Source organism: Ilumatobacter sp., assembly GCF_030065885.1.
Classification (GTDB): Bacteria; Actinomycetota; Acidimicrobiia; order Acidimicrobiales; family Ilumatobacteraceae; genus Ilumatobacter.
Window position 1 is genome coordinate 1 of the sequence record NZ_JASJCS010000036.1, and the last position, 26,843, is coordinate 26,843.

Annotated in this window: 24 protein-coding genes; 8 read left to right on the top strand and 16 right to left on the bottom strand. The window is 70.7% G+C overall.

Features of this window, described 5'->3' with window-relative positions:
• Nucleotides 1-122: 122 nt before the first annotated feature.
• The 4 genes from QNJ12_RS10105 to QNJ12_RS10120 all read right to left on the bottom strand — a co-directional run bounded on the left by QNJ12_RS10105 (nt 123) and on the right by QNJ12_RS10120 (nt 5,398).
• On the bottom strand, nt 123-1,112 hold the full coding sequence (locus tag QNJ12_RS10105) for a S8 family serine peptidase (protein ID WP_300622433.1): 990 nt from the start codon (nt 1,110-1,112) through the stop codon (nt 123-125).
• A 251-nt stretch (nt 1,113-1,363) separates the two neighbouring features.
• A complete protein-coding gene (locus QNJ12_RS10110) occupies nt 1,364-3,118 on the bottom strand; it encodes a S8 family serine peptidase (RefSeq protein ID WP_300622434.1) in 1,755 nt (584 codons plus the stop codon).
• Nucleotides 3,118-4,635: a S8 family serine peptidase gene (locus QNJ12_RS10115; RefSeq protein WP_300622435.1), complete on the bottom strand. Its 1,518-nt coding sequence runs from the start codon at nt 4,633-4,635 to the stop codon at nt 3,118-3,120. Before QNJ12_RS10115 ends, QNJ12_RS10110 begins: the two co-directional genes overlap by 1 nt.
• Nucleotides 4,636-4,816: 181 nt before the next feature.
• A complete protein-coding gene (locus tag QNJ12_RS10120; protein ID WP_300622437.1) occupies nt 4,817-5,398 on the bottom strand; it encodes a sigma-70 family RNA polymerase sigma factor in 582 nt (193 codons plus the stop codon).
• 187 nt (nt 5,399-5,585) lie between these two features.
• Between QNJ12_RS10120 and QNJ12_RS10125 the strand changes: the two genes are divergently transcribed.
• The 3 genes from QNJ12_RS10125 to coaE all read left to right on the top strand — a co-directional run bounded on the left by QNJ12_RS10125 (nt 5,586) and on the right by coaE (nt 8,500).
• The gene (locus QNJ12_RS10125; protein WP_300622439.1) at nt 5,586-6,350 is read left to right on the top strand and encodes a class I SAM-dependent methyltransferase; all 765 of its coding nucleotides are present in this window, start codon (nt 5,586-5,588) and stop codon (nt 6,348-6,350) included.
• 169 nt (nt 6,351-6,519) lie between these two features.
• Nucleotides 6,520-7,878, top strand: coding sequence for a 30S ribosomal protein S1 (gene rpsA / locus QNJ12_RS10130; RefSeq protein WP_300622441.1), 1,359 nt, complete (start codon nt 6,520-6,522; stop codon nt 7,876-7,878).
• Between the two features lie 10 nt (nt 7,879-7,888).
• On the top strand, nt 7,889-8,500 hold the full coding sequence (gene coaE / locus QNJ12_RS10135) for a dephospho-CoA kinase (RefSeq protein WP_300622443.1): 612 nt from the start codon (nt 7,889-7,891) through the stop codon (nt 8,498-8,500).
• 16 nt (nt 8,501-8,516) lie between these two features.
• Here coaE and QNJ12_RS10140 read toward each other — a convergent pair whose 3' ends face one another.
• The gene (locus QNJ12_RS10140) at nt 8,517-9,566 is read right to left on the bottom strand and encodes a GNAT family N-acetyltransferase (RefSeq protein ID WP_300622444.1); all 1,050 of its coding nucleotides are present in this window, start codon (nt 9,564-9,566) and stop codon (nt 8,517-8,519) included.
• Between the two features lie 48 nt (nt 9,567-9,614).
• Entirely contained in the window at nt 9,615-10,769 is a 1,155-nt protein-coding gene (locus tag QNJ12_RS10145; RefSeq protein WP_300622446.1) for a toll/interleukin-1 receptor domain-containing protein, read from the bottom strand.
• A gap of 162 nt (nt 10,770-10,931) precedes the next feature.
• Here QNJ12_RS10145 and QNJ12_RS10150 point away from each other — a divergent pair, with 162 nt between their 5' ends.
• The 4 genes from QNJ12_RS10150 to QNJ12_RS10165 are packed head-to-tail and all read left to right on the top strand — an operon-like array spanning nt 10,932 to nt 14,612.
• Nucleotides 10,932-11,621: a lysoplasmalogenase family protein gene (locus QNJ12_RS10150; protein ID WP_300622449.1), complete on the top strand. Its 690-nt coding sequence runs from the start codon at nt 10,932-10,934 to the stop codon at nt 11,619-11,621.
• A gap of 60 nt (nt 11,622-11,681) precedes the next feature.
• The gene (locus tag QNJ12_RS10155) at nt 11,682-12,833 is read left to right on the top strand and encodes a glutamate--cysteine ligase (protein WP_300622450.1); all 1,152 of its coding nucleotides are present in this window, start codon (nt 11,682-11,684) and stop codon (nt 12,831-12,833) included.
• Nucleotides 12,830-14,062 (top strand): amidohydrolase, encoded by a 1,233-nt coding sequence (locus QNJ12_RS10160; RefSeq protein WP_300622452.1) that lies wholly within the window; start codon nt 12,830-12,832, stop codon nt 14,060-14,062. The genes QNJ12_RS10155 and QNJ12_RS10160 overlap by 4 nt, the downstream gene beginning before the upstream one ends.
• Nucleotides 14,052-14,612 (top strand): gamma-glutamylcyclotransferase family protein, encoded by a 561-nt coding sequence (locus QNJ12_RS10165; protein WP_300622454.1) that lies wholly within the window; start codon nt 14,052-14,054, stop codon nt 14,610-14,612. Before QNJ12_RS10160 ends, QNJ12_RS10165 begins: the two co-directional genes overlap by 11 nt.
• A gap of 7 nt (nt 14,613-14,619) precedes the next feature.
• Here QNJ12_RS10165 and QNJ12_RS10170 read toward each other — a convergent pair whose 3' ends face one another.
• Nucleotides 14,620-15,255, bottom strand: a complete 636-nt coding sequence (locus QNJ12_RS10170; protein WP_300622456.1) for a hypothetical protein — start codon at nt 15,253-15,255, stop codon at nt 14,620-14,622.
• Nucleotides 15,256-15,360: 105 nt separating this feature from the next.
• Here QNJ12_RS10170 and uvrB point away from each other — a divergent pair, with 105 nt between their 5' ends.
• Entirely contained in the window at nt 15,361-17,451 is a 2,091-nt protein-coding gene (uvrB, locus tag QNJ12_RS10175; protein WP_300622457.1) for an excinuclease ABC subunit UvrB, read from the top strand.
• A 17-nt stretch (nt 17,452-17,468) separates the two neighbouring features.
• Here uvrB and QNJ12_RS10180 read toward each other — a convergent pair whose 3' ends face one another.
• The 9 genes from QNJ12_RS10180 to QNJ12_RS10220 form a co-directional block, all read right to left on the bottom strand.
• Nucleotides 17,469-17,945: a hypothetical protein gene (locus QNJ12_RS10180; RefSeq protein WP_300622459.1), complete on the bottom strand. Its 477-nt coding sequence runs from the start codon at nt 17,943-17,945 to the stop codon at nt 17,469-17,471.
• A gap of 64 nt (nt 17,946-18,009) precedes the next feature.
• Nucleotides 18,010-20,559 (bottom strand): hypothetical protein, encoded by a 2,550-nt coding sequence (locus QNJ12_RS10185; RefSeq protein WP_300622461.1) that lies wholly within the window; start codon nt 20,557-20,559, stop codon nt 18,010-18,012.
• Between the two features lie 147 nt (nt 20,560-20,706).
• Nucleotides 20,707-21,330 (bottom strand): response regulator transcription factor, encoded by a 624-nt coding sequence (locus tag QNJ12_RS10190; RefSeq protein ID WP_300622462.1) that lies wholly within the window; start codon nt 21,328-21,330, stop codon nt 20,707-20,709.
• The gene (locus tag QNJ12_RS10195; protein WP_300622464.1) at nt 21,327-22,490 is read right to left on the bottom strand and encodes an ATP-binding protein; all 1,164 of its coding nucleotides are present in this window, start codon (nt 22,488-22,490) and stop codon (nt 21,327-21,329) included. Before QNJ12_RS10195 ends, QNJ12_RS10190 begins: the two co-directional genes overlap by 4 nt.
• A gap of 23 nt (nt 22,491-22,513) precedes the next feature.
• Nucleotides 22,514-23,047 carry a hypothetical protein gene (locus QNJ12_RS10200; RefSeq protein ID WP_300622466.1) on the bottom strand — a complete coding sequence of 178 codons (534 nt, stop codon included), beginning with the start codon at nt 23,045-23,047 and terminating at the stop codon, nt 22,514-22,516.
• Nucleotides 23,044-24,369 carry a DUF58 domain-containing protein gene (locus QNJ12_RS10205; RefSeq protein ID WP_300622467.1) on the bottom strand — a complete coding sequence of 442 codons (1,326 nt, stop codon included), beginning with the start codon at nt 24,367-24,369 and terminating at the stop codon, nt 23,044-23,046. The genes QNJ12_RS10200 and QNJ12_RS10205 overlap by 4 nt, the downstream gene beginning before the upstream one ends.
• Nucleotides 24,366-25,343 carry a MoxR family ATPase gene (locus QNJ12_RS10210; RefSeq protein WP_300622469.1) on the bottom strand — a complete coding sequence of 326 codons (978 nt, stop codon included), beginning with the start codon at nt 25,341-25,343 and terminating at the stop codon, nt 24,366-24,368. Before QNJ12_RS10210 ends, QNJ12_RS10205 begins: the two co-directional genes overlap by 4 nt.
• The gene (locus QNJ12_RS10215; RefSeq protein ID WP_300622472.1) at nt 25,340-25,822 is read right to left on the bottom strand and encodes a hypothetical protein; all 483 of its coding nucleotides are present in this window, start codon (nt 25,820-25,822) and stop codon (nt 25,340-25,342) included. The genes QNJ12_RS10210 and QNJ12_RS10215 overlap by 4 nt, the downstream gene beginning before the upstream one ends.
• Nucleotides 25,819-26,736: a DUF4129 domain-containing protein gene (locus QNJ12_RS10220; RefSeq protein ID WP_300622474.1), complete on the bottom strand. Its 918-nt coding sequence runs from the start codon at nt 26,734-26,736 to the stop codon at nt 25,819-25,821. The genes QNJ12_RS10215 and QNJ12_RS10220 overlap by 4 nt, the downstream gene beginning before the upstream one ends.
• Nucleotides 26,737-26,843: the final 107 nt, after the last annotated feature.

Below are 26,843 nucleotides of genomic sequence, written 5' to 3' on the forward strand. Positions count from 1 at the left end.
ACCGGGACGATCGATCAAGAGCTTCCGCGTCCCAGGCTCGATGCTCGACCAGCAACACCCGAACGCCAAGGTCGGCGACAAGCACTTCCGCGGTTCGGGCACGTCGCAGTCGGCGGCGGTGGTCAGCGGCTTCGCGGCTGCGACGTGCCCGAACCGCGGAAGTGCTTGTCGCCGACCTTGGCGTTCGGGTGTTGCTGGTCGAGCATCGAGCCTGGGACGCGGAAGCTCTTGATCGATCGTCCCGGTGCGACGACGTCGGGGGCTCGGTAGGCGTTCCCGCGAGAGCTCCACGGTGCGACCTTGTCGGAGTAGCCGTCGCTGTCGTACGACTCGGTGCCGCCGACCGCGATGACGTAGGGCGAGATCGCCGGGCTGTCGATCCCGGGTGCTCCGTTGCCGCGGTTGCCCGCGGCGGCGACGACGACGATGCCGGCGTCCCAGGCGCGCTCGACGGCGATCGACAGCGGATCGCCGAGGTTCGTCGCGACGCCGTCCACGCCGAGCGACAGGTTCAGGACGCGGATGTTGAGCCCGTTGTCGTTCTTGTGCTCCACCACCCACTCGATGGCGGCGATGACCTGCGCGATGTCAACGGCGCCCGTCGCATCGGCGACCTTCAGGCTCACGAGTCGGCTCTCGGGGGCGATCCCGACGACCTCGCCGCCGTCGTCGCCGGCGATGATGCCGGCGAGGTGGGTGCCGTGGCCGTAGGTGTCGAGGTTGGCGACGTTCTGGAAGCCGCCCTCGTTGGACAGGTCCGGTCCGTGCAGCATCTTGCCGGGTTGGTCGAGTCCGACGACGGGCGCGACGCCCGAGTCGATGATCGCGACGTCGATGCCCTGGCCGCGGTGGCCTCCCGCGTAGAGCCCGGCGGCCGCCTTCTCCGTGATCAGTGCCAGTGGCACCGGCTGGCCCGGCTTCACCTCCATCGAGAGCGTGAGGGCCGACGACGCCGGCGCGATGGTGTCGGCCGCCGGCACCGCGACGCCGGCCTCGGCTGCAGCTCCGCTGCCCGCGCCGGTCGAGCCGGTCACAGTGAGCGCGACGGCGGCAGCGACGATGGTGGCTGCAGCGGTCAAGCGGCGGCGGTGTCTCACGAGGGGCTGTTGCACGTGTGGTCCTTCGGCAGTGTCGGTGTGGTCGTACTGTTCATCGCTCGGCGTGGTCGTCTCGTTACGAGGCGAGGGTCAAGGTCTGGGCAGGGTTTCTGGTCGGTGCTTGAGGTGGCTGCACCGTGGACCTCACCCCGCTGACCAGGGCGTTCGCGAGGTGGCTCCGTCGCGCCGCCACCTGCCGAGCCGGCACGTGCCGAGCGCTGCAGACTGAGCGCAGCGCCCGGCGACGGAGGGTGAGCACGGGTCGCTCACTCCCAGCAGGCCCCGGACCAGCTGCTGCCCGACCAGCTGCTGCCGGACCAGGACGAGCCGGACCAACTGGAGCCGGACCAACTGGAGCCGGACCAACTGGAGCCGGACCAGGACGAGCCGGACCAACTGCTGCCGGACCAGGAGGAGCCGGACCAGCTGCTGCCGGACCAGGAGGAGCCGGACCAGCTGCTGCCGGACCAACTGGAGCCGGACCAGGACGAGCCGGACCAGGAGGAGCCGGACCAGTCGTCTTCGCCGGTCCAGGCGGAGGTCGACTCGCTGGCTGCGACCCAGGCGACCGGGTCCCAGGTGGCGCCGGTGACGGTGATCTCGCCGACGAGCGGCTCACCGCCGATCTCGACGTGGTCGTCGCCGCGGGCGGCCTCGAGCGAGCCGAGCCCGGTGGCCGGTGCCCACGTCGTCGAGATCGAGCTCGGCGATGCGTGCATCGCCTCCGCGAGGTCGACGACGCCATGGCCCTTGACGATGTCGAAGTGCATGATCGACTCCGCCGACTCCATGAGCAGCGTCTTCACCTGATCCGGGGTGAGATCGGGACGCTGCTGGAGGAGCAGGGCGGCGGCGCCGGAGACGACGGCCGCGGACTGCGACGTGCCGGATCCCTTGAACAGCCGGTCGTCGTCGGCGACGTGGCCGCTGGTGTGCTCGATGTCGATCCGTGAGCCGGGCACACGAAGGCTCGTCACCGAGACGCCCGGCGCGAGCACGTCGGGGTTGCGGGTCATGTCGCCGGAGGGCGCCCACCAGGGGACCGACCAGTACTCGTCGGAGCCGTAGGCCGTGAGCTCGGCCGCCGAGACGGCGAGCACGTGGGGGTTGGTCGCCGGGTTGGCGAGGCCGAACGACAACATGCCCTCGTTGCCGGCCGACGTGACGACCACGATGCCGTGGTTCCAGGCGTTCTCGATCGCCTTCGACAGCGGGTCGTCGACGTACGACTGGGTGCCGGTGGTGTTGTAGGAGAGGTTGAGCACCCGGATGTTCAGATCACCGCTGTTGCGGTGCTGGACCACCCAGTCGATCGCCGCGATCACCTGCGACACGTCGACGGCGCCGGTGTGGTCGGCCACCTTGACCGAGACGAGGCCGGCGTCGGGTGCGACGCCGAGGAAGTCGCCGGGCTGCGGGTTCAGCGGGTCGGCGCCGGGCGTGCGGCCGGCGATGATGCCGGCCATGTGGGTGCCGTGGCCGTAGGTGTCGAGACCGGCGACGCCGTCCACGCGTCCCTCGAAGGAGAGGTCGGGGCCGACGAACACGTCGGTCGTCGAGAGCTCGGCGACGGGAGCGACGCCGGTGTCGATCACGGCGACGTCGATGCCGGCGCCGGTGTAGCCGGCCGCCCACATGTCGTCGGCGCCGATCTGATCGACGACCTCGCCGAGGCTCGTCACGCCGTCGTGGACCGTCGTCGCCGTGTCGGTGGTCTCGGCGACCGTGGCGCTGTCGAGCGCCTGGGTTGTCGATGCCTCGGTGGTGCTGGTGGTGGACCACCACGACCAGGTGGGGCTGTCGGACGTCGACGTCTCGGAGCCAGTGCTCTTCTTGTCGTCCTCGTCGTCCTTGTCGTCCTTGTCGTCGTCACGCTCGTCGTCGTCTGACTCGTCCCAGCTCGACCAGCTGCCGCTCCATGCCTGGGCGACACCCGACGAGGCTCCGAGACCGAGCGTGGCGACGAGTGCGACGGCGACGCCGCGTCGGCGGCGGCTGTGGATGTGTGTCCTGCGCCTCATCACGACCACCCGTTGGCGCTCCAGGTGGCGCCGTTCCAGTCACCGCTGCTCCAGGTGGCGCCGCTCCAGGTGGCGCCGGACCACGTGGCGCCGGACCAGGTGGCGCCGCTCCAGGTGGCGCCACTCCACGTGGCGCCGAGCCAGTCGGCGGCGGACCAGGTGGCGCCGCTCCACGTGGCGCCGGACCAGGTGGCCCCGGACCACGTCGCGCCGGACCAGGTGCCGCCGGACCACGTCTCGTCGTTCTCGTCGGGGGATTGGACGTCGGCCGTCGGGTCGCTGGTCTCGTCGTGGGTGTCGACATTGCCGTTGTCGCTGGCGTCGTGGGTGGGTAGGGCCCGCTCGTACTCGTCGGCCGGGAGGTGGGTGATCGGGCTGTAGCTCAGGGTGCGGCTGCCACGGATGTGGCCGTCGCCCTGCCGGCTGGTGGAGACGTCCTCGAGGCGAAGTGCGCGCTCCTCGATCGTGTCCTTGACCTGGTCGGCGGTGAGCTCGGGGCGCTCGGCGATCAGGGCGGCTGCGAGGCCGGCGACGACCGCCGAGGACTGGGAGGTGCCCGACCCACGGAAGAAGTGGGTGTTGTAGACGGCGCTCGGGGTGTCGTCGTCGATCGTCGAGCCGGGAACCCGGTACGAGGCGATCGAACGGCCCGGGGCCACGACGTCGGGGACCCGGGTCGCATCACCGCGGCCCGACCAGGACGGGACGGTGCGCTCGTCGAGGTCGTCGTCGTCATCGTCGCCACCGGCGGAGTCGGATGCGCCGACCGCGATCACGTACGGGCTGACGGCGGGGGAGTCGAGGTGGGCCTGGGTCTCGCCACGGTTGCCGGCGGCGACCACGACCACGATGCCGGCGTCCCAGGCGCGCTCGACCGCCGCGGAGAGGAGGTCGCCCTGGTTGCTCGACACGTCGGCCTGGCCGAGCGCGAGGTTGAGGACCCGGATGTTGAGCCCGTCGCTGTTGCGATGCTGGATGACCCAGTCGATCGCCGCGATCACCTGGGGGACGGTCGTCGCGCCGTCGGCGCCGGCGACCTTGAGCGACACGATCCCGGCCCCGGGCGCGATCCCTTCGGCGCCGGCGCGCTCGCCGGCGATGATGCCGGCGATGTGGGTGCCGTGGCCGTAGGAGTCGAGGTAGGCGGCGTCGGGGTCTTCGCTCTCGTCGGACAGGTCGGGCCCGTGCATGACCTTGTCGCCGTCGAGGCCGTCGACCGGCGCGACGCCGGAATCGACGACGGCGACGTCGACGCCCGCGCCCAACGTGAGCGGTGACGAGTAGCCGAGCACGTCGCGGCGGAGGTTCGACAGGGTGACGACGCCCGGCCCGTTGTCGTCGTCGTCGAGGAACTCGACCATCGAGAACCGCAGCTCCTCGCCGAGGTCGGACGGACCATCGTTCGTCGAGGACGGCGCAAACGCCGCTGCGGCCAGCGCGACGAACGCAGCCGTGGCGACACCGCCACGCCACCGCCGCGGGACGCGGCCTCTGGTATTCGTCGCTCGCTGTCTCATCGGGATCTCCTGTCCGTTGCTGTGGTCTCGGCGACCCACGGGCTCGGTTCGACGACAGTGCTCGTCGACGGTCTCGGTGGATCGCTGTTATAGGGAACAACGCTCGGCGTGGCAGGGCCGTTACAGAAAGTGGCTCAAGGTTCGCTCAATCAGGGCGGCGGGCCGACCCTCGGGCGTGCCGTCAGGTGACCGACGGCGCCGGCAACGCGGCGGTGAGGCCCTGGCCCGGTTCGTCGAGCAGGCGGCGCAGGCGTCCGAGCGCCCGGTGCGTGAGCACCCGGACGTTGGCCTCGCTCTGCCCGGTGAGCTCGGCGACCTGGGCGACCGGCAAGTCGTGGATGACGCGCAGCGCCACGACCTCGGCCGCATCGGGCTGCAGCACGCGCAGCCAGGTCATCACCGAGTCGAGCGAGTCCTCGAAGCCCGCGTGCGCGGGTGCCACGAGCGTCGACCGCTCGGCCTCGACGGCTGTGGCCTGACGCTGCGCACGCCGCGCCTCGTCGATCGATCGCCGGCCGGCGATCGTGAAGATCCAGCGCCGGAACGCATCGCCGTCACCGGCGAACCGATCGATGCTGCGTCGCACGTCGATCCACACCTGGCTGGCGATGTCCTCGGCGGCCGTCCTCCCGCGGCCGCGGAGCAGCCCGAGCAGCTGCGGCTGGTAGACGATCCACAGATCGGCGAGCGCGTCGACGTCGCCGCTTCGAGCCCGGTCGAGCGTGTCGGCATCCGCGACGTCGGGGTGTTGCGCGCGCTCCATGCCCGAGACCGTCCGGTGTTCGGTCTCGGGATGCACGTCGGGTCGTCCCGGTCGTCGCACGAATCTCGCCGCCACAGTCGACAGATCCATCGGCCGGCTGCGGACGGTCGTGAGAGGCGTTCACTCAAGATTCCCTCAGCCCACGCCGGAGGCGCAGCGACAGGCCGCCGTCGGGAAGACTCTGGTGATGTCGCTGGATGGGCACGAGCCCGAGCACTGGTTCGAGCCGGTCGCCGAGCACCTCGGTCGTGCCTACCTGCGCTACTCGTTCACGAAGGGCACTCGACAGGAGGTCGACTTCCTCGTGTCGGCCCTGGGTCTCGAGCAGGGAACGCGGGTGCTCGACGTCGGTTGCGGTCCCGGTCGGCACGCCCATGCCCTGGCGGCGTCCGGCATCGTCGTGCACGGGATCGACATCAGCCGGCGGTTCGTCGAGCTCGCCCGCCGCGACGCCCCGCCCGGCGCGACGTTCGAGCGACTCGACGCCAGGGAGCTGCCGTTCGATGCGGAGTTCGACGCCGCGATCTGCCTCTGTCAGGGTGCGTTCGGGCTCATGACCGCTGACGGTCACGACGAGACCGTGATCGACGGCATCGCACGCGCACTTCGCCCGGGCGGCCGGCTCGCGCTCACCGCCTTCAGTTCGTACTTCGTCGTCAAGCACTGGCAGGACGCGGAGTTCGACGCGGCGACCGGCGTCAACCACGAGCGCACCGAGATCCGCGACGAGGACGGCACCGCGGTGGAGACGAGCCTCTGGACCGGCTGCTACACGCCGCGCGAGCTGCGACTGCTGTGCGCCGCCCACGGCCTGGTCGTCGACTCGATCAGCAGCGTCGAGCCCGGGGCCTACGGGTTCGAGTCGCCGACCGTCGACTCGGCCGAATTCCTGCTCCTCGCCACCCGCTGCGCACCGTCGGCCGACCACCGTGCACCCACATCGGAGCCGTGACCGGGCTCGTGTTGGAAACACATGGGTACTGGTAGCATGGAGCGCTGCGTTGGGCGCTCTTCCGCTCACGCACTCCTGTCCAGTACCGAAAGCAGCCCGTTCCTTGTCCGACACCACGACGACTCCGCCCGCCTCCGACTCCACGTCCGTGACCGCAACAGACTCGACGATGGGGACCTTCGACGACGAGGGCAACTACACCCCGCGTGAGGTCGTCTCGAACGACCTCGGCATGAGCTTCGCCGACGCGATCGACGGCACCATCGTCGAGGTCGAGGACGGCCAGATGGTCAACGGCACGGTCGTCAAGATCGACAAGGACGAGGTCCTGCTCGACATCGGCTACAAGAGCGAGGGCGTGATCCCGAGCCGCGAGCTCAGCATCCGCAACGACGTCAACCCGGCCGAGATCGTCGGTCTCGGCGAGGAGATCGAGGCCCTGGTGCTCACCAAGGAGGACAAGGAGGGCCGCCTGGTCCTGTCAAAGAAGCGTGCGCAGTACGAGCGGGCGTGGGGCACGATCGAGGCCAAGAAGGAAGCCGACGAGATCGTCGAGGGCCCGGTCATCGAAGTCGTCAAGGGCGGCCTGATCGTCGACATCGGCCTGCGCGGCTTCCTCCCCGCATCGCTCGTCGAGCTGCGGCGCGTCCGCGACCTGGCGCCGTACATCGGCAGCACCGTGCAGGCGAAGATCATCGAGCTCGACAAGAACCGCAACAACGTCGTGCTGTCCCGCCGGGCCTACCTCGAGGAGACGCAGAAGGAGACCCGCGACAGCTTCCTCAACAACCTCAAGATCGGCGAGGTCCGCGAGGGCACGGTGTCGTCGGTGGTGAGCTTCGGTGCGTTCGTCGACCTGGGCGGCATGGACGGTCTCATCCACGTCAGCGAGCTGTCGTGGAAGCACGTCGACCACCCCGGCTCGGTCGTCGCAGTGGGCGATCCCGTCAAGGTGCAGGTGCTCGACGTCGACTTCAGCCGCGAGCGCATCAGCCTCTCGCTCAAGGCCACGCAGGCCGACCCGTGGCAGGAGTTCGCCGAGACCCACGAGGTCGGTCAGCTCGTCTACGGCCGTGTCACCAAGCTCGTCCAGTTCGGTGCGTTCGTCCAGGTCGGCGACGGCATCGAGGGCCTCGTGCACATCTCCGAGATGTCGGCGCACCACGTCGACTCGCCCGAGCAGGTCGTCACGCCCGGCGAGGAGCTGTGGGTCAAGATCATCGACCTCGACCTCGCCCGCCGCCGCATCAGCCTGTCGATCAAGCAGGCCGCCGAGGGTGGCGAGCTCGCCGCCGAGTACCGCGAGCACTTCGAGATCGACGAAGAGGGCAACTGGGCCACCAGCAGCGACGAGGTCGAGGCTGCGTGGGCCGAGTTCGAGAGCGCGGACGCCGGCGAAGCCGGCGCCGACGGCGAAGCCGGCGCCGACGGCGAAGCCAGCTCCGACGGCGAAGCCAGCTCCGACGGCGAAGCCGGCGCCGACGCAGAGGCACCGGTCGACGCCGTCGCCGACTCCGACGACGCCTGATCCCACCTCGATGCTCGTCGTCGGGTTGACGGGCGGCATCGGCGCCGGCAAGTCGACGGTGTCGGCGTTGCTGGCCGAGCGAGGCGCGGTGATCGTCGATGCCGACCAGATCGCCCGCGACCTGCAGCGGCCGGGGAGCCCCGTGCTCGATGCGATGGCCGCCCGCTTCGGCGATGACATCGTCGGTGCTGACGGCTCCCTCGACCGGTCTGCCGTGGCCGCGATCGTGTTCGGCGAGTCCGAGGAGGCGAAGCAGGCGCTGGCCGATCTCAACGGCATCGTGCACCCGGCGATGCAGGACGAGATCCGGGCGCAGATCGACGCCCACGCGGACACGGATCGCATCGTGGTGCTCGACTTCCCACTCCTCGGCGAGAACCCGCGCGACGACCTCGCCGCGACGATCGTGGTCGACGTGCCGACCGACATCGCCGTCGAGCGCCTCGTCGAGTTCCGTGGCATGGACGAGACCGACGCCCGCAACCGTGTCGCCAGCCAGGTGACCCGCGAGGAGCGGCTCGCAGGATCGACCCACGTCGTCGACAACAGCGGCGACCTCGAGCAGTTGCGGCACGAGGTCGACGGGCTCTGGCACGCCCTCGTCGAGTTGCGCAACGGCTGAGCGACCGGTCGGGTGGTCAGGCGCCGTCGAGCGTCGCGAGGTCGAGCAACGCCTCGACCTCGCCGTGTTCGACCCGACCGGTCGGCACGAACCCGAGTCGCTCGTAGAACCGCGCCGGGCTCCCCACGGCGTCGGGTACCCAGCTCACCGCCAGATGGGTCGCGCCGGCGCGCCGGCGTTCGCGGGCGATCCGGTCGATCGCGGTCCGACCGATACCACGACCCTGGTGGCGGACGTCGACCAGGAATCGCCACAGGTACGGGTGAGGCACGCCCTCGTGCGGCTCCGCGAGCATGACGAAGCCGGCCAGCTCACCGTCCGCCTCGATCGCGCGATACCAGGGCTCGAGCGGCATCCCACCTCTGATCGGGGGCACCAGTGCCTGGGCCAGCGACACGAGCACGGGGGCGACGAGCTCGCGCTGCGAGAACGCCCGATCGAGCTCGCCGACGGCACGTACGTTGGCATCGGTGACCGCGACGAGCTCGACGGAGCCGGCCGGCCCCGTCGGGCGACCACGCCACCTGCGCCACTCGTCGGCGAGCACCGAGAACCGCGTGTCGTCGGCCCATTCGCCGCGCACGAACGCCGCGCCACGGGCCGTCCCGACGTAGACGAAGCCGCATCGCTCGAGCACGCGTGCCGAGGCGAGGTTGCGCGGATCGAGGGTGGCTGCGATCCGGTGCACGCGGCGCCGTAGGAACAGCCACTCGACGATCGCCTCGACGGCTTCGACGGCGTATCCCGAACCCTGGCGTTCGGGCGCGAGCGTGTACCCGATCGTGGCGAACTGCGCATCGTCGTCGAGCCAGACCGCCACGTCGCCGACGAGCGTGCGGTCGGCCTCGAGCGCGAGCTGCACCCAGTGACCCGGCGAGGGCCCGCCGAGCGACTGGCACTGGTCGACCAGCTCGTGGGCGAGGTCGCGGGTGTAGGGGAGTTGCCAGTCCTGGTACCGAGCGACCTCGTCGAGGTTGCGGTACCGAGCGAACTCCGTGATGTGCTCGCGCGACAGCGGCCTGATCTCCAACCGCTCGGTGTCGAGCCGGAATGCGAGCCGAGGCACGCAGCCATTCAAGCGCACCGTGACGGCCGGTGGCCGCGTCGTGCACCGTCACCGCTGCTTGGCGAGTCGGCGCACGCGTTGCACCCAACCGGACCCGGGCATCTTGCCGCCCCTCACGTCCTCGAACTGGCTCACGCCGAGCCGGAAGAACTCCTCACCCTTGAGCAACAGGGGCAGGATGGGCTTGCCCTTCTTCTCCGCTCGCTGAATCTCCCGCTCGACCCAGACGGAGTCCTCGGCAGCAGGCGTCATCACGATCACGAACACCGAGCAGCGATCGATCGCATCTCGAATCACCTGCGTCCAGCGGGTCCCGTAGTCGATGCCTGCCTTGTCGGTCCAGCACGACAGCCCGGCTTTGCGGAGATGGCCGACGAGCTCGTCCACGTAACCCTGATCGTTGCGGCTGTAGGACACGAAGATCGGCGGCGGTACCTCGGCAGCTCGAGCTCGATCCGGCGCGGGCTTCTTGGTCGGGACCTCGTTCGCCGCCGACTTCTTCGCGGCCGCCCACATCGCCGGCTGCGTCCCGGTCGCGGTGTCTCCGGTCGTCGTCGCGGTGGAGCGCTGACGCAGCGCCGGCTGCGGGCCGCGGGTCGTCAGGAGCTTGTCGACCGCATCCTTCCAGTCCGCCGGGATGGTGCGGTCCGCTGCGAGCCAGATCGACACCTTCGGCTGCTGCGTGCCCTGCGGCGTGTACGGGCCGTAGGTGTAGGCCTGCTTGGAGGCGTCCTCCTCGACGGCCATCCAGACTCTGACGTCGTGGGGGCCTTCCTTGGTGATCACGCGCCAGCCTGCACTCTCCACGTGGGCGCGGACATCTGCCATGAACCGACGCGGCGCGTCCACGTTCTTGATGTAGCAGGTCGTGGACATCCCGTCGCCGCCCGCTCGCGGGCGCGGGGCGTCGCCCGGTTGTCGGTTTCCCAGGAGCGTGTCGACGGTGCGCTTCCAGTCGGCCGGGATGGTGCCGTCGGATCCGATCCAGATCGACACCTTCGGCTGCTGCGTGCCCTGTGCGGTGTAGGGGCCGAACGTGTACGCCTGCTTGGACTCGTCGTCGTCGATGGCCATCCAGATCGTCACGTCGTGCCCTCCGGGCTCGGTGACCACCCGCCAGCCGGCGCTCTCGACGTGGACGCGGACGTCTGCCATGAACGAACGCGGCGCGTCCACGTTCTTGATGTAGCAGGTCGCCGCCACGCCTCCACCCCACCACATCGCGCCGTGGCACGCCAGTGGTTGCTCGCGCCCGGGCGGTTGCGGACGTGGCACCCGCAGCAGCGATCGGCGCGACACCTCGACGTCGCCGGCGTGGCCGCGGGTCCTGGCCGAAACCCGGTCGTCCGGTCCAGAATGAGCCTGGTGAGATGGCCTGGCGCCGCAGCTGCGATGTCGTTCCTGTCGGGTGGGTCGGACGCTGGCGGGTTGCTCGCCGCTGCGGCGGCCGTGGCGCTCGTCGACTGGTGGGCCGTCGGCACCGGGCATCGTCGCGTCGAGCGCGTCGCCAAGCCGGCGACCATGGCGTTGCTCGTCGCGGTCGCCGCCGTCGCCGGTGATCTCGACGGGGCGGCACGGGCGGCGCTCGTCGTCGGAGCAGCGATGGGCCTCGTCGGCGACGTGGCGCTGCTCGGCGAGGGCGAGTCCGCGTTCATGGCCGGTCTCGGCGCGTTCGCGGTCGGCCATCTGTCGTACGCGGTCGCAGCCGTGCTCATCGACGTCGACCCGATCTGGGCCGTGCCCGGCCTCGTCTTCATCGGCGCGCTCCTCGGGTTCCGGTTCGTCGGGCGGACGCTGCCGGGCGCGCGTCGGCACGGTGGGCCGCTGCTCGCCGGTGCGGTTGTCGTGTACGCGGTCGTGATCTCGGCGATGGTGGTGAGTGCCTGGGCGACCGGCTGCTGGCTCGCGGCGCTGGGCGCGATGCTCTTCGCCGTCAGCGACTGGGTGCTCGGCTACCAGCGCTTCGTCGGGCCACTCCCAGGACGCCGGCTCTCGGTGATGATCCCCTACCATGTCGGCCAGGCGATGCTGATCGTCGGGTTGGCCACGGCGTGACCGGCCCGCTGCCACCCCGGTCGGTCTCGCGTGACCGAACGCTGACGAGGGGCCGCACCCATGCCAATCGAGTTCACGCACAACCCGCGACCGACGGTCGGGGTCGAGCTCGAACTGCATCTCGTCGACCGCGACTCGGGTGACCTGGTCTCGGCGGCCAACCACGTCCTGGAGGCGATGGGAGCCCGCTACCCGGGCGGCGAGCATCCACGCGCCAAGCACGAGCTCTTCCAGAGCACCGTCGAGATCATCACCGACGTGTGCACGACGCCCGCGGAGGTTCATCGCGACCTCCGCTGCACCCTCGACGAGCTGACCGCGCTGACCGAGCAGCAGAACATCGTGCCCATGAGCGCCGGCACGCACCCCTTCGCCCGGGCGAGCGAGCAGCTGGTGAGCCCGGCCCCTCGGTACCACGATCTCATCGAGGCGATGCAGTGGCCGGCACGGCGGCTGCTGATCTGCGGGACGCACGTCCACGTCGCCGTCCCCGACGGCGAGCACGCCATCACCGTCATCAACGAGTTGACCCGCCACCTCCCCCTGTTCCTGGCGCTGTCGTCGTCGAGCCCGTTCTTCGAGGGTGAGGACTCGGGTCTGGCGTCGGCCCGCTCGAAGGTCTTCGAGTCCCTGCCCACGGCCGGGCTGCCCCCGCAGATCGCCGACTGGGTCGACTTCGAGTCGTTCATGTCGACCTTGCTCGACTCCGAGTGCATCTCGTCGATCCGCGAGGTCTGGTGGGACATCCGGCCGCACCCCGACTTCGGCACGGTCGAGCTGCGGATGTGCGACGCGACGCCGACCCTCAGCGAGGCGACCGCCCTGGCAGCGCTCGCGCAGGCCCTCGTGGTCTGGTGCGGGCGCCACATCGACGCCGGCACGCTGCCGGCGCCGCCCCGCGAGTGGACGGTCCGCGAGAACCGGTGGCTGGCGGGCCGGTACGGCATGGACGCCACCCTGATCGTCGAGGATCCCGCCGGCGAGAACGTGCGCCGTCGACCGGTGCGAGAGCTCGTGGAGGAGCTGCTCGACGAGCTGAAGCCGGTCGCTGAGGAGTTGGGATCGGCGGCCGAGCTGGCCGACGTCCGCACGATCCTGGCGGCCGGGTCGGGGACCGAACGGCAGCGGCGCCTGATCGACGACGGCGGTACGCTCCCTGACGTGGTGCACCACCTCGCTCGCGAACTCGCCGACGACCGACCGCTGGTATGACGTCGACGCCCTCGGCGGTCGAGCGGCCGATCGACACCTGGCTCGCCGCCCACGGCGAGGGTCTGATCGCACTCCGCCGCAACCTCCACGCCCATCCCGAGCTGAGCGGCGAAGAGTACGCCACGACCGATCTGGTGTACGAGCGCCTGCACCTGGCCGGCCTGTCGCCGGTACGGCTGACCAGCGGCACCGGCCTGGTCTGCGACATCGACGCCGGCGAGGTCGCCGGGCCGATCTTCGCCCTCCGGGCCGACATCGACGCCCTCGGCATGCACGACGAGAAGGACGTCCCGTATCGCAGCCAGGTCCCGGGGGTGTCGCACGCCTGCGGCCACGACGTGCACACGGCCGTCATGCTCGGCGCCGCGCTGTTCTTCGCGCATCATCGCGATGAGCTGCCCGGCAGGCTCCGGATGATCTTCCAGCCGGCCGAGGAGCGCGTGCCGGGCGGCGCGCTCGACGTGCTGGCCGACCGAGCGCTCGACGGCGTCGACGGCATGATCGGCTTCCACTGCGACCCGAAGCTCGACGTCGGCCGCATCGGTCTCCGCGCCGGCGCCATCACCAGCGCGGCCGACATGGCGCGCATCGTGCTGACCGGGTCCGGCGGCCACACGGCCAGGCCCGAGCAGACGGTCGACATGGTCACGCTCGCCGCCACGGTCATCACCGAGTTGCCGCGACTCGTCGCCGAGGCGTGCGGTGGTTTCGATCGGGTGCGCTTCGTGTTCGGCTCGGTGCACGCCGGCGACGCCGCCAACGTGATCCCGACGCACTGCGAGCTCAAGGCGTCGGTCCGCACGCCGGTGCCCGAGGTGTGGGACAAGCTGTCCGACATCGTCGGCCGGGCGCTGACCGACCTGCTCGACGGGTCAGGAGCCGGGTTCGAGCTCGACTACACCGACGGTGTGCCGCCGGTGGTCAACGACGCCGCGATGACCGAGCTGGTGCGCACCGCGGCGCTGGGCGAGTTGGGCGCTGACGCGATCACGCCTGCCGTGCAGAGCTGGGGTGGCGACGACTTCTCCTGGTTCACCCGCGAGGTGCCGGCCACGTACGTTCGTCTCGGCGTCCACGACGTCGACAACGGCGGGCCGCGCCTCGATCTCCATGCGGGTCGCTTCGACGTCGACGAGCGAGCCATCGACTACGGCGTCCGCCTCGCCGTCGCGACGGCGACGACGTTCTTCGAGTCGTACGAGCACGGGGCGGCGCCCGGTGGCGGCTGAGCCGATCTGGGTCTTCGGGTACGGCTCGCTCGTGTCACCCGAGTCGATGGCCAGGACCATCGGTCGGGTGGTCGCCCCACACGAGGGATGGCTCGCCGCCCACCTCGACGGGTTCGGTCGGCGCTGGAACTACGGTTCGATGCACCAGCGGGGCGACTGGCACGGCCCGGACGGCTTCGTCGAGTCCGGGGTGGTGGTGTGTCTCGGCCTCGAGCCCGCCGCCGACGAACGATGCAACGGCGTCGTCATCCGTGTCACCGAGGACGAGCTGGCGGCGCTCGACTGGCGCGAGCGCGATTACGACCGCACCGACGTGACCGATGCCGTTGCGCCCGAAGCGGGTGTCGTGGCGGGCCGCGTCGTCACGTATGTGCCGCGGCCGTCGGCGATCGAACGGTACGAGCAGGCCCGCGATCACGGGCGGGCCGCGATCCGGCGCGGGTACCACGAGCTGGTCGACCGGGCGTTCCATGCACTGGGCGCTCACCACCGCCACGAGTACGCGAACGGCACGCCCCGCCCCGACGTCCCGATCGTCGAGTTCGCCTGAGCGGCGCTCAGCAGTTCGCCACGATGTCGCCCTCGACCGGCCGGGCGGCGACGTCGCCGCCCGGGTAGAAGCTGGCCGAGGCGCGAACTGTCGACCCGTCGAGCGTGAGCACGATGCTCCCGCCGAACGACTCGTAGAGCGTGCCGGCCTCCCACAGCGTCTCCAACGACTCGTCGTAGACCGAGATCGTGGCCATGTCGGTGATCGTGCCGCTCGATCCGAACTGCGTGATGTCGAGGCCGATGTCGTCGTACGAGGTCACGCTGAAGAGGATCTCCGAGCCGGCCGCCTCCTGTGGTTCGAGCGCACACAGGATCGAGAACTCGTAGGACTCGCCGTTGACGAGCGTCAACGTCGCGGAACCGTTCGTCGGGGACGCCGCCGGGGCATCGTCGATCGGCGGCAGCTCGGTGGTCCTGCTCGCATCGCCGCCATCGTCGACTGCCTGGTCGCCCGCAACGTCGTCGGCGCCGGGTTGGTCGCCCGTCGCATCCTCGGTGACATCGTCGGTCGCATCGTCGGCCCCGGTCGCGTCGTCGGCAGCGGCCGTGTCGCCCTCGGCCTCATCCCCGTCGTCTCCGCCGCACGCAGCGAGCGCGAGCGATCCGACGAGCAGCGCTGTGAGCAATCCCTGGTGTCGCATCTGCCCACCTTCGCAGATCGGAACCCCGACGGCCTCCATTTCGCTGTCGGCGCGGTCTCGTCTCGCCGCGTCCGACGAACGTTTGTTCGGTGATATCCTGCCCACATGGCCGACGTCGTCGAACAAGACCTGCAGGTGCTCGGCGACGTGCCGGTGGCCAACTACGGCGCCGGAGGCGACGAGGTGTTCCGCGTCGTCTCCGACTTCGAGGCCTCGGGCGACCAACCGAAGGCCATCGCGTCGCTCGCCGCGGGCATCGATGCCGGCGAACGCTTCCAGACGCTCCTCGGCATCACCGGGTCGGGCAAGTCGGCCACGATCGCCTGGACCATCGAGCAGGTGCAGCGCCCGACCCTGATCCTCGCACCCAACAAGAGCCTCGCGGCACAACTCGCTCAAGAGATGCGCGAGTTCTTCCCCGACAACCGGGTCGAGTACTTCGTCAGCTACTACGACTACTACCAGCCCGAGGCGTACATCCCGTCGAGCGACACGTTCATCGAGAAGGACTCGTCGATCAACGACGAGATCGACCGCCTGCGCCACTCGGCCACGGCCGCGCTGCTGACCCGCCGCGACACCATCGTCGTCGCGTCGGTGAGCTGCATCTACGGCATGGGCAACCCCGACGAGTACCGCGGCCAGCTGCTCGACCTGAGCGTCGACGTCGACTACGACATGCGCAACATCCTGCGCCGCCTCGTCGACATGCAGTACGACCGCAACGACGCCAACCTGGTGCGCGGCAAGTTCCGGGTCCGCGGTGACACCATCGAGGTCCACCCCGCGTACGAGGAGAGCGTGCTGCGAATCGAGATGTTCGGCGACACCGTCGACCGTCTCACCCGCATCGACCCGCTCACCGGCGAGACGCTCGAGAACATGAAGCGGGCGTACGTGTTCCCGGCCACCCACTACGCGACCGGCAACGAGCGGATGGCCGTCGCGATGCAGAAGATCGAGCACGAGCTGCAGGTGCGGCTCAAGCAGTTCGAGGAAGAGGGCAAGCTGCTCGAGGCGCAGCGCCTCCGCATGCGCACGCAGTACGACCTCGAGATGATCAGCGAGGTCGGGTACTGCAACGGCATCGAGAACTACTCGATGCACATCGACGGGCGCGAGTACGGCGAGCCGCCGTTCACGCTGATCGACTACTTCCCCGACGACTTCCTGCTCGTCATCGACGAGAGCCATGTCGCGGTGCCGCAGCTGCACGGCCAGTTCGCCGGCGACCGCAGCCGCAAGGACGTGCTGGTCGAGCACGGTTTCCGGCTGCCGTCGGCCCGCGACAACCGACCGCTCACGTTCGAAGAGGTGCTCGAGCGCATCAACCAGGCGGTGTTCCTGTCGGCGACGCCGGGCGAGTACGAGTTCCGCGTGTCATCGCAGGTGGTCGAGCAGATCGTGCGCCCGACGGGCCTCGTCGACCCCGAGGTCGTCGTCAAGCCCACCAAGGGCCAGATCGACGACCTGATCGAGCTCGTCGAGGGCCGCGTCACCAACGGCGAGCGGGTGCTCGTCACCACGTTGACGAAGAAGATGGCCGAGGACCTGACCGACTACCTCCTCGAACAGGGCCTGCGGGTCCGGTACCTCCACTCCAACATCGACACCATCCAGCGGATCGAGATCCTGCGGGCGCTGCGGCTCGGCGAGTTCGACGTGCTGGTCGGCATCAACCTGCTCCGCGAGGGCCTCGACCTGCCCGAGGTGTCGCTGGTCTGCATCCTCGACGCCGACAAGGAGGGCTTCCTCCGCAGCGAGACGTCGTTGATCCAGATGATCGGCCGCGCGGCGCGCAACGTCGCCGGGCAGGTCGTGATGTACGCCGATTCGATGACCGATTCGATGACGCGGGCCATCAGCGAGACGCAGCGCCGCCGCCAGCTGCAGCTCGCGTACAACGAGCAGCACGGCATCAACCCGCAGACGGTCCGCAAGGCGGTCGGCGACATCTTGTCGATGCTCCGGCCCGACGACACCGCACCGGTGCCGGGCAAGGACCGCCGCCGTCAGCGCGAGCGCACGAAGGTGCAAGACGAGCTCAAGTCGTTGCCGCAGCAAGAGCTCGGCCGGTTGATCCAGACGCTCGAGGAGGAGATGCACGAGGCCTCCGCCGAGCTCAAGTTCGAGTACGCCGCTCGTTTGCGCGACGAGATCGCCGAACTCCGGCGCGAGCTCCGCGACGCCAAGTAGCGCCGGGCGTCGGCGTCCTACGCCGGGCCGGCGACCAGTTCCGGCTCGGGCAGCGTCCACTCCCGCGCTCGTCGCGGCAGGTGCGTGTAGCGGATCTCCTTGCGCACCGAGCCGTCCAACCGCCACGTCGTGATGGCGGGTGCGCCGTTCTGGCTGTCGCAGCGTCGCCCGTCGCGGTAGTGCTCGGCGTAGCGTCGTGCACCGTTCGCGAAGAAGCCGCGGACCGCCGGCGTGTCGGGCTCGGGGTCGTGGAGCTTGCCGCGTCGATAGAACCTGGCCTGCTTGACGCGACCGTCCCGACGGAGGCGCACGTATGCCGGCGTGCTGGCCGCTGGGTCGTGGTAGGAGCCCTGCTCCAACCAGCCGATCGAGCGGACGTAGCCCTGGGCGACGACGCGGACTCGGCCGGTGTACCCGGTCGGGATGTCGGTCTCGGCGCGCACGTCGATCGTGTTCACCAACCGGAACGACACCGTGTTGGGCCAGATGTCCATCACTTGGTTATCGAGCAGCTCGGCGTCGACCTTGAGTCAAGCAAGCGTGTCGGCGTGCACCGTGTCAGTTCCATCGGGTCACGACCTCCTTGAGCCCGCCCTCCGACGAGCTGGCACGCTCGATCAGCACGGCGACGGCGAGCAACGCCGTGCCGCCGACCGCGAGCCATGCCCACGTCGGGATCTCACGCAGGTCGGATCCGGAGGCGACGAAGATCGACACGGCGGTCAACAGGGTGCCGCCGACCAGCGGTGCGGCGAGGCGACGCCAGCCGCCGATGGCGACGCCGATGAGCCCGATCGTGATCGCCAGCGGCAGTGCCCAGACGGTCTCGCGGTCGATCTGGACCGACGTCAGCCACAGGCCCGAGATCGTCAGGGCACCCGAGTAGGCGACCCAACTGTTCACGCCCTCGTGCCGACGGGCGGCGTTCCCGACGACGAGCGCCATGACGGACGCCGCAGCGGCCCACAGGTCGCCGACCGTGATGCCGGCCGGTGCGATCGCATCGACGAACCAACCGTGCAGCCCCGTGGTGAACCACGAGCTGGCAGCCGCGGTGAGGGTCACGACGGCGCCCCCGAGCGCGACCGGCCAGAGCCGGGAAACGAAGCCGTAGGCGGTGACCTGGAGCCCGAGCACGACCCAGATCGCCGAGATCCACGCCGGGTCGACATCGAGCACCGTCGTCGCCAAGAGCACGACGCCGGCGGCGATCGCCGCGGCGTCGAGGGGGGAGCGGCGCTGGATCGTGAACGCCAGCCCGGTGAGCGCGGCGACGGCGACCATCGTGGCGCCGATGAACTCCTCCGCGGTGACGTGGAACCCGGCGAGCAGCGTCGCCGCCGCGCCGACGGATGCGGCGGCGCCGCCGTACGAGGCGAGGCGCGACCCGGTCGCCAGCGAGGCGGCGAACAAGGCGGCCGCGGCAACCGTCCAACCGAACCAGTAGGAGGGATCGATCGACTCGGCGCCGATGGCCGCGTCGGCGGTCAGCAGACCGAGTGTGCCGATGGCGGCGACGCCCCAGGGGACGACGCGACGTTCGACGAGCATCATGGCGAGGGCGATCAGCGATCCCGTCGTGAGCACGGCAGCAGGTGCGTACTCGGGGACGAACTCGATCGCCGTCACCGAGCACACCGCGGTGACCGGGGTGAGCTCGACCCAGCCCATCCAGTGGTTCCCCGCCGCGAGCCGGGCTCGGGTCACGACGATCGTGCCCACCAATGAGGCGAACAGCGCAGTCGCGAACAGGAACGTGGTGGTCGAGGCGTCGGGGTCCAGATCGACGATCGCCTCGAGCGCCCAGGTCGCGGGCAGGTAGACCGCGATGGGATGCAGTCGACGGCTGAAGAATGCCGAGGCCGGCACGGCCACCAGGGACGCGAGGGCCACGATCCACGGCGAGGCGTCGAAGGCGATCGCGAGAGCGCCGGCTGCGACGGCGGCGGCGGCCAGGGTGAGGTCGGCGACGTGATGGTCGGCGCGCCGTAGCCGTGTCGTCGCCAGGGCCATCGCCAGGAGCGTGATGGCGACGGGGAGCGCCCAGGGGTACCGGATCAGGCTGTCGGTGGGGTCGGTGACGGCCAGCTGAGGCGTGACACTGGCCATGACGGCGAGGGTGCCCGACAGGCCGGTCACGACAGTTGCGATCTGACGACTGAAGCGGTCGCTGCGCAGCAACCACCAGCCCAGTTCGGCGGCGATCACGACGAGTGCGGGCACGCTCAGCCACGCGGTGGCGGATGCCTCGACTGCGCTCAGACCGGTCACGATGCCGATGACCGGTGCGAAGACGGCCATCAGCGTCAGACCGTTGTTGCGGCGCTGGGTGGCGACGATGCCGAGCACCAGTGCGGCCATCACGCCGACCATCGGCCCCGACCAGCTGAGACGCTCGCCGACCAGACCGGCGCGGGCGAGCGTGCCGGCGCCGATGCCCGCGTCGGTCAACGCGGTCAGCAGCGGCGAGAGCAATGCGAGGATCGAGATCGCCGCGGCACGCCGCTGCGCGCCGGCGACCAGCAGGCCGCCGGCGGCGATGGCTGCGACGAGGCCGCCGGTCGTACCGGTGAGGTCGCCGAGCCCGGTCGCCGCCATCGACACGCCGGCGACCTGCCCCAGCAGGAACGTCTGCACCTCCCACCGCCTCGACTGGATCTCGGTGGCGACGACGGCGATCAGCCCACCCACGAGCAGGCAGGTCGGCCACGTGACGCCGAACAGCGACAGGCCGGCGATGCCGACGCCGGCGGTCAGGAAGGCGCCGACGTGGGCGATGATGCCCGCGCTGGTCGGCACCGTCGAACGCAGGCGCTCCGCAACGGCGATCAGGCCGGCAGTCGCCAGCGCGAAGCCGGCGAACCGGAAGCTGCGGCCGATCGTGTCCCAGTTGCTCACCACGACGATCGCGGCAGCGAGCAGCACGAGTGCCCCGCCGACCACACCGACCCACGCAGCAGGCGAGATCGAGTCCAGGAGGCGGCGTCGTTCGTCGCAGCTCTCGGAACCGGCGCTCGGCTGGTCAGGGGTATGAAGATCCCGGTCGTCGCAGTGCTCGTCAGCCGGTGCGGGATCCGGTGGGGGGAGTGTCGGTGCGGGCCATGTCATGCCTGCATCGTGAAGAAACCCCAGCGCATGAGCCATCCGGCGGATCCCCCACACACGCGTGGGGACCCCCAGCGAGCCACCCGGGCGGCGGCGAGCTCGGACGGCGCAGCCGATCCGGCTCTGCCGGTCGGCGAAGCCCGATCGAGATCAGTCCAGCCCGTGCTCGACCGCGTAGCGGACGAGGTCCGAGCGGCGGCTGAGGTGCAGCTTGCCGAGGATGTTGCGCACGTGGTTCTCGGCGGTCTTGGCGGCGATGTCGAGGGCGACGCCGATCTCCTTGTACGTCTTGCCCCGGGCGACGTACTGCAGCACCTCGCGCTCGCGATCGGTCAGGGGGTTGGCGTCCGCAGCCTTGGCGAGCCGCCGGAACTCACCGAGCACCAGCGCTGCGAGAGACGGCGAGAAGACCGGTTCGCCGGCCGCCGCGGCTTCGAGCGATGCGCGCAGCTCGGTGATCGGCGTGGTCTTCACCAGGTATCCCGCCGCGCCGGCAGCCACCGCGTCGAGCAGGTCGCGTTCGGCCTCGCTGACCGTCAGGATGACGATCGGGCAGATGGTGGCGCACTGCTGCACGACTGCCAGACCGCCGCCGAGGGGCATGTGGAGGTCGGAGACGACGAGGTCGGGCTGCCGGGCGTTGATCACGTCGATCGCACCCTCGGCGTCGTCGGCCTCGCCCACCACTTCGAAGCGCGGGCCGAGCTCGGATCGCAGGCCGGAGCGCAGCAGCTCGTGGTCGTCGGCCAGCACGGTCCGGATCGGTTCGGTCATGGCTGCGATCCTTCCACGCGACCGTCGGTCCAGATGCTGATCTCGGTGCCGGCACCCGGCCCGCTCGCGATCTCGACCCGACCACCGATCGACTGGATACGACCGATGATCGACTCGGGCAAGCCGTGCGATTCGTCCATCCGGTCCGGGTCGAACCCGAGCCCGTCGTCGTTGATGCTGGCGAAGACGTGGCCACGGTCGTCGGTCTCGACGAAGACCACGATCCGCGTCGCCAACGCGTGCTCGAGCGCGTTGGCGACCGCCTCGCCGATCGCACGGGCGAGCAGGTCCTGGGAATTGTCGGGCAACCTGCAGCCGTCGTCCAGCACGCTGACGGTGACCGGCGTGTCGTGTCCGTGGCGCACGCGCTCGACGGCGTTCTGCACGCGGGTCTCGAGGTCGGCGACCACCTTGCCGGCGCTCCCGAAGAGGAACGCCCGCAGGTCCTGGTCGGCCTCACGTGCCGAGGCCGCCAACTCGGGGTCGCTGGAGGCGGTGCGTCGCTCAACCAGCGCCAGGGTCTGTAGCACGGTGTCGTGCATCACGCGGCCGACCTCGTCGCGCGCCCGCCGGTCGGCGATCTCGCCCTCGACGCGCTTGAGCAGCCGCGCCTGCCAGCCGAACACCGCGCCGCATGCGGCGTAGAACAGGCTCGACGCGACGATCGACACGATCTCGGGTGGGCCCCACGCGTCGAAGTCGTTGAGGAGTGCGCCGGCCAGCTCGCCGGGGCCGACCAGCAGTCCGAGCAGCCCGGCCACGATCGGGCCGTAGGCGACGCCCGCGGTCGCCATCGAGATCAGGGGCCACTGCGTCGCGATGCTCTGGGTGGTCTCGAACACGTGGCCCGGCGCGAAGACGTACCCGTCGACGACGCTCAGCCCGACCGCGAAGCCGACCTCGGTCAGCACGAATGCGACGTGGAGCAGCCGGGCCGGGTTCGAGCGCACGAGTGCCGTGCTCGTCGCCGTCAGCGCGAAGACCGCTGCGACGGCCGCCCATGCCGTGACGGGATGCCTGAGCTCTTCGTCGCTGGTGAACGCGACGATGCCGGTCATCCAGGCCCAGGCCAGCCAGCGGGCGACCACGAGCGCCTTCAGCACCGTGAGACCGGTGGGGAACAGCGCAGGTCGGGGTGTGAGCGCGGGAAAGCGATCCACGGGCAGAGTCTGGCCGACGCTGGTCAGGCCGAGGTCGATGCTGGGCGCCGGAGCAACGCGGTCAGGGCGGCGGCGGTGATGGCCAGGCCGATCACGAACACCCGCGATCCCCAGCGGTCGAGCTGGGCGACCGCGGCGACGACGGTGACGCCGACGACGCTGATGACGGTCAACGAGGCGAGCGCGATCGCATCGTGACGCGTCGATCGGATCGGCGCGATCGTCACCAGCCGGCGGGCGACGCTCGCCGCCTCGGCGGCCAACAGCACGAGCACGGCACCGATCGCGGCGACCACGCCGCGATCCAGGGTCGCATCGTGCGGGACGACACTCAGCATCAGCACGCCCGCTGCGACGCCGACGTGGAGGGAGAGCCGGTACCGGGTGGCTCCGGCCAGGCCGGCCATCGACACGATGCCGAGCAACCACCTCGTCCACTCCGAGTTGCCGCCGGCGGCGAGTGTGACCGCCAGCGCAGTCGCCGTGAGGAGCATGCTCGCCGCGGTCCATTGCGCGACGAGGCGGCGTGTCGTTCGCTCGAGCGTGACGGCCCTCATGACGCGCGTCCGATCCGTTGCCGCGCCCGGCTGATCGTGCGGATCGATCGGCCGACGCTCTGTCCGGGATGCGTGACCGTGACCCGCAGGCCTGTCCGTCGGAGGCCGGCCACCCGTTCCTCGAAGACGAGGTCCCGCAGCCGGACGACCGGCTCGGGGAGGGCGGCGGCGTGCGTGGCGAGCAGCTGGCCGGCATCGAGCGCGAGGATCTCGACCGCGTGCCCGTCGGCGCGCAGCGCGTGCAGGCGTGCGAGCGTGCGCGGACGGGCAAGGGGGCTGATGGCGACGACGAGCGCGGCCGGCGGCACCTGGATCCGCTCGCTCGGACCGATCGCCATCCCGCGGTCGCTGCTCGACGCCGTGGCCTGGAGCAGTGTGTCGAAGATGACGAGCTTCGCTCGCCGGCCCGCTTGCGGAGGCAGCCAGCGCGTCCGCGTCCCCTCCACGGCGATCCCGACCCGGTCGTTGGCAGCGAGATGGGCGGATGCGATCGACCAGGCCGTCCGACCCGCCCACCGGATCATCTCGATGCTGACCACGGAGTGGCGACGGAACGCGTCCGGGAACGAATCGATCAGGATGACGACGTCGCCGCCTCGTTCGGGCGTACGGCGGTTGACGTGGAGCTCGTCGTGACGGAGCGTCGCCGACCAGTTGAGGTCGCGGAGCCGGTCGCCGGGTCGGTACTCGCGGACCTCGGAGAACTCGTAGCCGCTGCTCGCCAGTCGACGGGCAGGGTGCGCCCCCGCTGCGACCTGGGCGGCGTCGAGGGCGAGCAGGTCGTCGAGGCGTTGCGCCGCCGGCAGCACGGTCACCTCGGGGATCTGCACGACGCGGCCCCGCCATCCGAACAGCGATCCGGGTTCGATCAGTCGCACGTCGACAGCGCCGGGTGTGTGACGCCCCCAACGGCCGGCCTCGACCTCGAACGGCATCCCGACGGGGCGCGACGTGCCGATCGGCACCGACCACGCCCACTGCTGGTCGTCCGGAGGGTGGAGCGCGTCGGTGCTTCGCTCGATCGCGATCTCGACCGCGACGTCGTCGGGGGCCGCGATGTCGACCCGTCCGCCGATGCGGTCGCCCTCGACGCATCGTGCCGTGTCGAGGGTGACCTCGACCGCGACCGCGTGCGACGGCCGCCGACGTGCGCCCACCGCCATGGCGAGGACGAACGGGACGCCGATCACGATCAGCCGCAGACCGCCACCGATCAGGCCGATCGAGACGGCGAGCGAGGCGATCGCCCCGTACAGCAGCAGGCGCTCGTCCCGTTCGGGATGGAGCGTGACGCTCGATCGGGAGCGCCGGTCGTCGGTCATTCCCACGACGGTGCGGGCACCGAGTCGACCACGGCCTGCACGATCTCCTCGTTGCGGAGGCCGCGCGCCCAGGCCTGGTCGGACGAGACCACTCGATGCGCGAGACAGGGCACGGCGACGGCTCGAACGTCGTCGGGTGTGACGAAGTCACGTCCAGCGATCACGGCCGTCGCTCGGGCGAGGTTGACGATCGCGAGGCTGCCGCGCGGGCTCGCTCCGAGGGTGAGGTCGCGGTGTCGGCGCGTCGCGCGCACGACCTCGACGGCGTAGTCCGCCACGATCGGTTCGACGTGGGTGTGCTCGACCACCCGGCGGACCGCCAGGAGCTCCTCGGCGCTGGACACCGCGCGCAGGTCGATGCGGTCGCCCTCCCGGCCGAGCCGGCGACGGACGATCTCGGACTCGGCCTCGGCGTCGGGATAGCCGATCGACGTCCGGATCGCGAACCTGTCGAGCTGTGCCTCCGGCAGCGGATAGGTGCCCTCGGACTCGACCGGGTTCTCGGTCGCGATGACGAAGAACGGATGGGGGAGTGGATGTGGTTCGCCGTCGGCCGTGACCTGCGCCTCCTGCATGGCCTCGAGGAGCGCGGACTGCGTCTTGGCGGGCGCCCGGTTGACCTCGTCGGCCAGCACGATCTCCGCGAAGAGCGGGCCGCGACGGAACGTCGGCAGCCGGGTCGCGAGGTCGACGATCATCGAGCCCGTGATGTCGGCGGGCAGGACGTCGGGCGTGAACTGCACCCGCGAGAACGACAGACCGGTGACCGCTGCGAGCGATCGTGCGCTGAGCGTCTTGGCCACACCGGGCACGTCGTCGAGCAACACGTGCCCGCCGGCGAGGAACGCCGCGAGGATCGTCTCGAGCACCGGCCGCTTGCCGACGACCGCACGCTCGATCTCGTCGAGGATGCCCTGCGCGTGCGCGGCGGCGTCGTCGACGCCGAGGGTCGCCTCGGAGTCGACGCCGGTCACAGCGCCTCCAGCTCGTCGAGCAGCGGCGGCAGGAGGCGGAGCGGGATCTCCTGTCTCGGGGCTCCCTCGTCGCCGGCTCGCACGATGCGGTGCATCGGTTCGGACAGCAGCGCAGCGATGCTGTCGGCATCGCCCGGGCGGTTGACGTTCAGGCGATGGTGATCGGCCAACCGGCCGATCGCCACCTCTCGGAGGCGCCGGGCGACCGGCTGGGGCAGCTCGCCCTTCGCCTCCTCGATCGAGCGGAGGATCTCGGTCACGTCGGGCGTCTCCACGGTCGGCGTCGCCGGCGGGTCCTCCGGGACGAACGGTGTGGCGACGCGCTCGCGCAGGTCACCGAGCCGCGGGACGACGATCGATGCCAGAGCCATCGCGATGGAGAGCGCGATCAGACCCTGTGCCGCACGGCCGGCGACCGACGGGCGCAGCAGGCCGAACGCAACGCAGGCTCCCGCCAGGGTGATCAGGGCGGCTCTCATGCGCGGATCCGCATGTGGTCGATGGCGTGCTCGAGCGCTCGCTCGGCGCGCGCCGCATGGTCCGCGGTGATCGGGTGGTCGGAGAAGCGGGCGAGTTGGAAGAGGTCCAGCAGCTCCGCGATCGGGGTGTCCGGGAGCGATCGGCTCGTCAGGCAGCGCCGGATGTAGCCGACGGGCGCCTCGTGGCGCCGACGGGGCAGCCCGATCTCGGCGAGCCCGTCGAGCAGCGTGCCGTACGCCGCCCGGATCGCCGCTCGCGGATCGCCGCTCGCCCGCAGGCTGGCCAGCGAGGTGCGCAGTGCGGCGGCCAGTGCCTCGGCCGGTGCATCGTCGGGCTCGTCGATCGTGAGCTCGGATCGGAGGTAGACCGCCGACCGCTCGCGTTCGCGCAGCTCGGAGCGGCGGCCGAAGAACACCGCTGCGCCGACGAGCATCGCGAATCCGACCGCCAGGGTGATGGTGCCGCCGAGCTGGTCGTCGAACTGGATGCGCCGGTCACGGTCCTCCGGCGGGAGGTTGCGGGCGGTCGACGTGTCGGCGGCCGTCTGGGCCCCGACCGTCACGGTGCTGTCGTCACCGGTGGCCGTGGGCAGCGGCGCCTGTGTGTTGGCGATCCCGGTCAGCGCGCCGACGGCGCCCGCGACGACGAGCGTCGTCAGGAGGTCGACCGGGATCCGGAGCCGTGTGCGGCTCAGGATCCACCAGCCCAACGCCGCCAGAATCGCCCCGCCGAACGCGCCGGACGCGGCGGCGAACGCCACCGAGCCGTCGGTGACGGTCTGCTCGGTGGCCCCGGACAGCGTGCCGCTCGCGGCGACCAGCCCGAGACCCCCGGCCGCCGCGACGACCGCCAGGCCGAGCGCGCGTCCGGAGCTCCTCGATGCGCTGCCCCGGTTCCCCGTGCCGTCCTGCACGGCGGCGACCCTAGCCAACCTGCCCCCGCGGCGTCCGGCGGCCGGTCTCAGTAGCCGTAGCGGCCGCACAGTGGCACGAAACGAACCTGCGTGATCACCTCGCGGTG